This is a genomic window from Streptosporangium sp. NPDC020145 (assembly GCF_040631275.1).
Lineage (GTDB): Bacteria > Actinomycetota > Actinomycetes > Streptosporangiales > Streptosporangiaceae > Streptosporangium.
In genome coordinates, this window is sequence record NZ_JBEXZT010000060.1 from 1 (window position 1) to 9,018 (window position 9,018).

Genomic DNA, 9,018 nt, shown 5'->3' on the forward strand with positions numbered 1-9,018 from the left:
CCCGCTACGACAAACTCGCCGCCCGTTACGAGGCCAGCCTTCACATCTCCATCATCAACGACTGGCTGTTGACCTCACTTTGAGACAACTCCTAGACCGTCCTCTTCTACGATCCGCGCATGGGGCTTTCGCGATGGCACTCATCGGCCTGGTCCATGTCAGCACCGACAAGCAGAAGACCAGCTTCGGGAGGAGGACGCCCACAAGGTCAGCCAAGGCGCGGGCCGGAAGCTTCTTTCGTCTCCCTACCTACCTTTTGGCGTTCGACCCCGACCCCTGCCGCTTGTCGGCCTGGAAAATCCCGAAACGCTGGGCCTCCCGGTCTGATCGATGCCCTGCGGCACGCCCGTTGCGTCCGCTCCATGACCCGCGGCGCGTCGGTCGCGTCCGTAGAGGTCGCCGGTCCTAAGGCAACAGGACAACGGCTGAGCGGGCTTCGAACCCCCGGGTCATGTCATGTCGCGCCGATCGCGCAGGATTTCGACGCCGTCGCCGTCAAGTTCATCGTAGAACACCGAGCGTCCGGTCGTGGCCATCACCAGCGCCAGGGTGGTGCCGGACACCAGCGGGCCGGAGCCCGTGGTGAATGGGCCGTCGGTGGCGACGAGCCGCAGGCCGGCGATCCGTCTCTTGGCGGCGACGACCAGGTCCGAGCTCCGGTAGTAGTCGGCCACCCGGGTGAGGGTCTCGATCGGGTAGTCATGGCGAATGCCCAGCGGCCGCCGGATGTCCTCGGCGTGCACGATCGTCTCACCCAGCATCGCGATGACCGGGAGAGGCGGCTTGGTGGTGCTCGTGATGACGCGGCGGAACCTGTCATGCGTCTCGGCCGCGGTCGTGCCCAACTGTTCGGCCAGCCGCATGGCGACCTGCCTGTCGAAGTCGAACCGGTAGCGGATCACCCCCGTCAGCCACCGCACACCATTGAGGCTCGCCCCTGCGGTGAGGTGCGCCAGCACCTCCCGCACCGTCAATCCGGCGCACAACGACGGCGTCGTCCACTGCTCGTCGACCAAGTCCACCAGGTCGCCCGCCAGAGCCGCTCGCTCGGCATGCACCAGCGGCCAGAGGTCGGCCACATGAGCGCCCCGTGCTTTGGGCGCCGGATCGGTCATGTCAGAAGGCCTTTTCTCGTCAGTCACAGAAGCCCTCGCGTCAGGTTGGTTAGGACGGTCGAAGGTGAAGACTTCCGCCAGGGGACGAAATCGTCGCTCATGAGCGACGATTCCGGCCAGTTTGGGGTGCCGTTAAGAAACGTGCGATGAGCCGCCAAGCCCTATCTGAGCTGGATCATTGTCGTCCACAACGCTGTTGAAGCTCCCACGAGGCGATCATTCGGTACGCGCGCTACAACTGTCTGTAATGCGGGGGCATCGCGGGCGGATCTGTAGATATGGAACGTCCGCCGCTCAGTATGGACGAGCTGGTCGAGCACTGGACGGTGCTCAGCGACGAGGTCGGCCTGGTCGACGCCAAGCAGGAGAACACGCGCCTGGCATTCGCGCTGCTGCTGAAGTTCTACACGCAGCACGGACGCTTTCCGCGAGGCCGAGCAGAGTTTCCCGACGAGGTGGTCGACTACGTCGCGCGTCAGACCAAGACGCCGGCCAGCACGCTGGGCCTGTACGAATGGTCGGGCCGGACAATTGAGAGGCATCGCCGGGAGATTCGGGATCATCTCGGGTTTCGGGAGTGCTCGGCCGCGGACGCCGACAAGCTGACCGGCTGGCTGGCCGTCAACGTGGCACACGCCGAGCGGCAGCCGGACCGGGTCCGCGAGGAGTTACTCCGGCAGTGCCGCCTCGAGCGGATCGAGCCGCCGTCGCCCGGCCAGATCACCAGGATGGTCCGCTCGGCGCTGCATCAGGCCGAGCAGACCTGGTTCGCCCGGATCGCGGCGCGGCTGGATACGCAGACGACGGCCCGCCTCCTCGCTTTGGTGGCTGTCGGCGACGCCCGCGGGGGCGGCGAGGCAGGCGAGGGCGACGGCGATCTGGATGAGGACCAGGGGTCAGTCTTGGCACTGATCAAGGCGATCCCGGGCAACGTGAGCCTGGACTCTATGCTCACCGAAATCCGCAAGCTCACCGCCATCCGGGCCATCGGCCTGCCTGCCGGCTTGTTCGCCGAGGTGGCGCCGAAGGTACTGGCCGCCTGGCGGTTCCGGGCCGGGGTGGAATCGCCCTCACACTTGCGCACGCGGGCCCGCACCGCGCCGGAGGCCACCATCACCCTGCTGGCGGCGTTGCTGGCCGAGCGGGAGCGTGAGGTGACCGACACCCTGGTCGACCTGCTGATCGCCACCGTGCACCGGGTTGGCGCACGCGCCGAGCGCAAAGTCACCGAGGAGCTCATCAACGCCTTCAAGCGGGTCTCAGGCAAGGAGAACCTGCTGTTCACCATCGCCGACGCCGCGCTGACGAGTCCAGACGGCGTGGTGCGTGAGGTGGTCTTCCCCGCGGTGCGGGGTGGGGAGCAGACGCTGCGCGAGCTGGTACACGAGTTCAAGACCAAGGGACCGGTGTATCGGCGCACGGTGCAGACCACGTTGAAGGCCTCCTACACCAACCATTACCGGCGCGGGCTGATCGAGCTGCTTCAGGTGCTGGAGTTCCGCTCCAACAACACCGCCCACCAGCCGGTCATCGACGCGCTCACGCTGGTCCAGCGCTACGCCAAGGCCGGTAACACCACCTACTACCCGCTCGGTGAGAGCGCGCCCGAGCACAAGGGCACGCTCAAGGACTGGGCCGATCTGGTCTACCGCACCGACACCCGCGGCCGCCGCCGGGTGGCGCGGACGGTGTACGAGGTGGCCACCTTCCAGACGCTGCGCGAGCAGCTGCGTTGCAAGGAGATCTGGGTGGTCGGCGCTGACCGATGGCGTAACCCGGATGAGGACCTGCCGACCGATTTTGAGTCCCGCCGCGCTGAGCATTACGGCGAGCTGCGCAAGCCCTTGGACCCGACGGAGTTCTGCGACTCTCTCCGGGAGGAGATGACCAGCGCCCTGGCAGAGCTGAACGACGCGCTGCCATCCCTGGACTGGGTGAAGATCGCCGAACGCAGGGCCGGGGCGATCAAACTGACGCCGATCGAGGCCTCCGATGAGCCGCGCAACCTGCGCCGGATCAAGAACGAGGTGGCCCGCCGCTGGAGCGCCATCCCGCTGATCGACATCCTCAAGGAGGCGATCTTGCGTACCGGCTGCCTGGCCAAGGTGACCGCGGCCACCGGTAGCGGCCACATGAGCCCCGAGGTGCTGGCCGAGCGGCTCATGCTGGTCATCTACGCCTACGGCACCAACTGCGGCATCCGGCAGGTGATCTCCGGCGCGCACACCCACACCGAGGAGGACCTGCGCTACGTCCGCCGCCGTTACCTGACACCGGAGGTGGCCCGCACCATCGCGGTCGAGATCGCCGACGCCACCTTCGCCGCCCGCGACGCCGGGCTGTGGGGGCAAGGTTCGACCGCGGTCGCCTCCGACTCCACCCACTTCCGGGCGTGGGATCAGAACCTGTTCACCGAGTGGCACTCCCGCTACGGCGGCCGAGGCATCTTGGTGTACTGGCATGTGGAGCGCGGGTCGGTGGTGGTGCACTCCCAGACGCTGAAGGCGTCGGCTTCTGAGGTGGCTGCGATGGTGGAGGGCGCCATCCGGCACGGCACCACCTCGAAGGTCGAGGGCAACTACGTCGACTCGCACGGCGAGTCGGAGCCTGGCTTCGCCGTCACCCGATTGCTGAACGTGGATCTGCTGCCGCGCATCAAGCAGATCAACCGGGTCAACCTGTATCAGGCCGGCCAAGGCGACCTGGCCCGTTATCCCCGCCTGGCGCCGGCGATGACCCGGCCGATCCGCTGGGACGTCATCGCCGCCAACTACGACCAGGTCATCAAGTACGCCACTGCGATTCGCACCCGCACCGCCTCTACCGAGGCCATCTTGTCGCGTTTCACCCGCACTGCCTCGCATCCGGCCTACCAGGCGATCCTGGAGATCGGCCGGGCGGCGCGTACCACGTTCGTCGCCCGCTACTTATATGACCGCGACCTGCAGCGCCAGATCGAGGAAGGGCTGAACGTGGTCGAGGCGTGGAATCGCGCCAACGCGGTGATCTGCTACGGCCGCGGGGGCGAGATCTCCACCAACCGGCGCGATGAGGTGGAGATGACGGCCCTGTGTCTTCGGATCTTGCAGGCGGCGCTCGTCATGGTGAATGTCCTGATGCTTCAAGACGTTCTCGCCGATCCCGAGTGGTCCGCCCTGCTCACCCCGGCCGACCGGCGCGGCCTGACCCCGCTGTTCTGGCTACACGTGCGCCCCTACGGCGAGGTGAGGCTGGACGTCACCACCCGCTTGGACATCGGCGCCTCAGCGCCGGTGCGCGACAGGCCACCAGATGCTCGGTGAACGCTTACCGTTTAAGGCAGACCGATGTGCCAGGGTCGGGTAGCGTCCGGCGGGGTTAGGCCGATAAGGCCATGGACGCCGTAAGAGGGGCCGGGACGCCGCTCGGCTTCGGCCTCTGCTGTCGCACGCTATATCGGCTGTCGTATCGCATGGTCAGGAGCAGTGTGAGCCCCCGCGGTGAGCAACTCCCCGAGCCGTCTGAGCCGCTCGAACCGGACGGTCATGGCCTGCCGCCCGAGCAGATCGCCGCGGCCCAGGACGGGGCGCGCGGCTGGGTGCGGCAGGCGGCGTCCCAGTCCGCGCAAGGGCTGGGCTGGGCGAGCCCGCGGGCGCTGCTGGCCGTGCTGTGCGCGAGCGCCCTGGCTCCCCTGGCCCTGGTCGAGCCGGGCCTGGCGGTGGCGGCGGCCGGGATCAACGTGGTCGGCTCGGTCGGGGCGAACCTGCTGTCGGACCTCATCGGCGCTTCCCTGGCCGCCGCCCGCGCTAAAACCAGCCTCAGAACCCCCGGTGACGCGCACGCTGCCGGTCAGCCTGCCGTCGGCCAGGCCGACGCGGGCAACGATGAGGCGTCGGCCGCACAGCTGGCCGACCGGGTGCGGCAGGTGGAGCGGGAACTGACAGCGCGGCTGGAGAAGGCCCTGCAGGCCGGAGACGCGCACGCCGAGGCGCTCGCCGAGACGCTGGGGAGAGTGCTGGCCGAGGTCGAGGTCACCCAGGTCGTGATCAGTGAAGCGCTCACCCAGGGAGATGCCCGGCTGCTGGAGGAGGTGATGGAGGCCTTCGCCGAGCTCGGCCGGCAGAACGCGGCGCTGGCACCGATGCTGGGGCGGCTGGATGTCGCCGCGGCCCAGATCCAGCAGACCTTGTACCGGCAAGATGCCGAGCATCGCTTCGACCGCACCCAGACCCAGCAGCAGATCGCCCTGCTGGCAGTGATCCGTGAACAGCTGGGCGAACTGGCATCCCGGCCGCCCGGCGGCGCCTTCGCTTCGGCACCGGGCGCGGACGGCACGGCGTGGGCGGGTGGGTGCCCGTATCAGGGGTTGGAGCCGTTCGGCCCGGCCCAGGCGGGCCTGTTCTACGGGCGAGGCCAAGCCACCGCCCGGCTGACGGCAATGGTCACCGTCCCCCGCGAAGGCGGGCTGATCGTGGTGATCGGGGCCTCTGGGGAGGGCAAGTCCTCCCTGCTGCACGCCGGACTACTGCCTGCGCTGACCACCCTCACCTCCTCGTCCGCCGGTGGCCCCGGTGGCGGCGCGCAGTGGGTGCCGGTGACCTTCACCCCCGGGCAGCGGCCGCTGCAGGAGCTGGCCACGCAGCTGGCGGTGCGCTGCGGCGCCGATCCCGACGCCGTGCTGGCCGAGCTGCACCGTGACCCGTCCCAGGCCCGGGAGCGGGCCCACCAGGTGCTGGCCGCCGAACGGATCCGCCGCCATCAGCAGGGCGCGACCGGTGACGGCCCGCGACGCCTGGTCGTGGTCGTCGACCAGTTCGAGGAGGTGTTCACCCTGGCCTCGGGCGAGCACGCCGGGGAGGCGGAGACGTTCGTCGCCGCGCTGGAGGCGATGACCGTCGGCGCCGGAAGCGGGGCCGCTCCGGTGGCCTCCGCCCGGCCGGGACGCGCGGCTGGCGAGCAGGCGGGCGGACCGGCACCAGGGGTTGTGGTGGCGGCGATGCGCGGAGACTTCGTCGAGCGGTGCGCCGCTCACCCGGTGCTGGAGCGGGCACTGCAGGAGCGGATGTTCGTGCTGGGCCCGATGAGTGAGCCGGAACTACAGCGAGCGATCACCGGCCCGGCCGCTGCGGCCGGGGCGAGTGTGGAAGACGGCCTGGCCGAGCAGGTGGTGCGGGAACTGGCCGGCCACCTGCACCTCCCCGCAGGCGGGATCGGCCTGACAGGGCTGACGGGGGCGTTGCCGCTGCTGTCGATGGCGATGGTGCGCACCTGGGATCAGCGCGAAGGTAGGCGGCTGACCCGGCAGGGCTACGACCGCTCCGGAGGCGTCGCCTCGGCCGTGGAGGCCACCGCCAAAGAGGCCTTCGACTCCCTCACCCCTCGACAGCAGGCCATCGCCCCGCGCCTGATCCTGGCGTTGACGATCACGGGCGCAGATGGGCAGGTCAGTCGACGCCGCGCCACCATGGGCGAGCTGGCCGCCTTGTGCGCACCCGAACCGCCTGAGCTGGCCCGGCAGATCGTCGAGGTGTTCACCGCCGCCCGGCTGATGGTCACCGGCCCGGTGCTCCGGCCCCTCGATCCGACACAGACCACGGAGGTGGTGTCCGCCGGTCCCGCGTTGGAGGCCGCCACCGACGTCTCTCCGGCGCCTGAGATTCCTGGGACGGCGGGGGTAGCCGACACGGTCGAGCTCGCCCATGACGTGTTGCTGACCGCCTGGCCACTGCTGCAGGACTGGCTGGCCAGCGAGCGCGCCGACCGGGTCCTGCACGGAGAGATCGTTCAAGACGTCGCTGAATGGGAGCGGCGCGGCCGGAACGGGGCCTTCCTCTACCGTGGGGTCCGGCTGCAGGAAGCCGACAAAGTCGTCGCGCGCTGGCAGGCCGACCCCGGCCGTTACGTCGGCTTCGACCTGCCCGGGCCCGCCGTGGCCTTCCTGGAAGCCGGTACCCGCGCCGCCACCCGGACCCGGCGCCGCTGGCAAGGCGTGTTCACGGTGCTGGCCGGGCTGCTGGTGGTCGCGATCATCACTGCGGTGGCCGCCGTGCGCTTCGGCCAAGACGCCAACCAGCGAAGTATCCAAGCTCTGTCTCGCCAAACAGCCGCTTACAGCCGATCTCTGCCCGGCGACCCCGTGACCTCGGCACGACTCGCCGCCGCGGCGTGGACCATCGCCCATACCGACGAGGCACGAGCAAGCATGGCCGAACTCCTCAGCCAGCCTGCGCGCGCCGTTCTAGCCGGTCACGCCGACGCGGTGTTCTCGGTGGTGTTCAGTCCGGACGGCACCCGCCTGGCCTCCGCTGGGAAAGATAGGACGGTGCGGCTCTGGGACGCGGCCACCGGCAAGCAGATCGGTGCCCCGCTCACCGGACACACCGACACGGTGAGATCGGTGGTGTTCAGTCCGGACGGTACCCGCCTGGCCTCCGCTGGGGTGGATAAGACGGTGCGGCTCTGGGACGCGGCCACCGGCAAACCGGTGGGCACCCCACTCACCGGACACACCGACGCAGTGGCGTCGGTGGTGTTCAGCCCGGACGGTACCCGCCTGGCCTCCGCCGGGTTCGATGGGACGGTGCGGCTCTGGGACGCTGCTACCGGCAAGCAGATCGGTGCTCTACCCACCGGACGCACCAACGCAGTGGCGTCGGTGGTCTTCAGCCCGGACGGCACCCGCCTGGCCAGCGCCGGATACGACAAGACGGTGCGGCTCTGGGACGCGACCACCGGCAAACCGGTGGGCACCCCACTCACCGGACACACCGACACGGTGAGATCGGTGGTCTTCAGTCCAGACGGCACCCGCCTGGCCAGCGCCGGGGACGATAAGACGGTGCGGCTCTGGGACGCCGCCACCGGCAAACCGGTGGGCACCCCACTCGCTGGGAACACCGACGAGGTGATGACGGTGGCGTTCAGCCCGGACGGCACCCGCCTGGCCTCCGCTGGATACGACAGCACGGTGCGGCTCTGGGACGCCGCAGCTGGCAAGCAGATCGGTGCCCCGCTCGCCGGACACACCGAAGCGGTGTTGTCGGTGGCGTTCAGCCCGGACGGCACCCGCCTGGCCAGCGCCGGATTCGACAAGATGGTGCGGCTCTGGGACGCGGTCACCGGCAAGCAGATCGGTGCCCCGCTCACTGGACACACCGACACGGTGTGGTCGGTGGTGTTCAGTCCGGACGGCACCCGCCTGGCCTCCGCTGGGGTGGATAAGACGGTGCGGCTCTGGGACGCCGCCACCGGCAAGCAGATCGGTGCCCCGCTCACCGGACACACCGACACGGTGAGGTCGGTGGTCTTCAGCCCGGACGGCACCCGCCTGGCCAGCGCCGGATTCGATGGGACGGTGCGGCTCTGGGACGCCGCCACCGGCAAGCAGATCGGTGCCCCGCTCACCGGACACACCGACGCGGTGTGGTCGGTGGCGTTCAGCCCGGACGGCACCCGCCTGGCCAGCGCCGGAAACGACGAGACGGTGCGGCTCTGGGACGCCGCCACCGGCAAGCAGATCGGTACCCAGCCCCCCGAACACACCAGCCCGGTGGTATCGGTAGTGTTCAGTCCGGACGGCACCCGCCTGGCCTCCGCCGGGTTCGATGGGACGGTGCGGCTCTGGGACGCGGTCACCGGCAAGCAGATCGGTGCCTCGCTCACCGGACACACCAACGCGGTGATATCGGTGGCGTTCAGCCCGGACGGCACCCGCCTGGCCAGCGCCGGATTCGACAAGACGGTGCGGCTCTGGGACGCGGCCACCGGCAAACCGGTGGGCACCCCGCTCACCGGACACACCAACGAGGTGGTATCAGTGGTGTTCAGTCCGGACGGCACCCGCCTGGCCAGCGCCGGATTCGACAAGACGGTGCGGCTCTGGGACGCGGCCACCGGCAAACCGGTGGGCACCCCGCTCACCGGA

At 69.5% G+C, this 9,018-nt stretch carries 3 protein-coding genes; 2 read left to right on the forward strand and 1 reads right to left on the reverse strand.

Annotation, left to right across the window (positions count from 1 at the left end; genetic code table 11):
* Positions 1-449: 449 nt before the first annotated feature.
* On the reverse strand, positions 450-1,115 hold the full coding sequence (locus tag ABZ463_RS41370) for a maleylpyruvate isomerase family mycothiol-dependent enzyme (RefSeq protein WP_362785648.1): 666 nt from the start codon (positions 1,113-1,115) through the stop codon (positions 450-452).
* 299 nt (positions 1,116-1,414) lie between these two features.
* On the opposite strand from ABZ463_RS41370, the gene ABZ463_RS41375 reads away from it, so the two are divergent.
* Positions 1,415-4,417, forward strand: coding sequence for a Tn3 family transposase (locus ABZ463_RS41375; RefSeq protein ID WP_362785651.1), 3,003 nt, complete (start codon positions 1,415-1,417; stop codon positions 4,415-4,417).
* 164 nt (positions 4,418-4,581) lie between these two features.
* Positions 4,582-9,018 (forward strand): hypothetical protein (locus ABZ463_RS41380; RefSeq protein WP_362785654.1); only part of this gene is annotated, 4,437 nt, incomplete at its 3' end.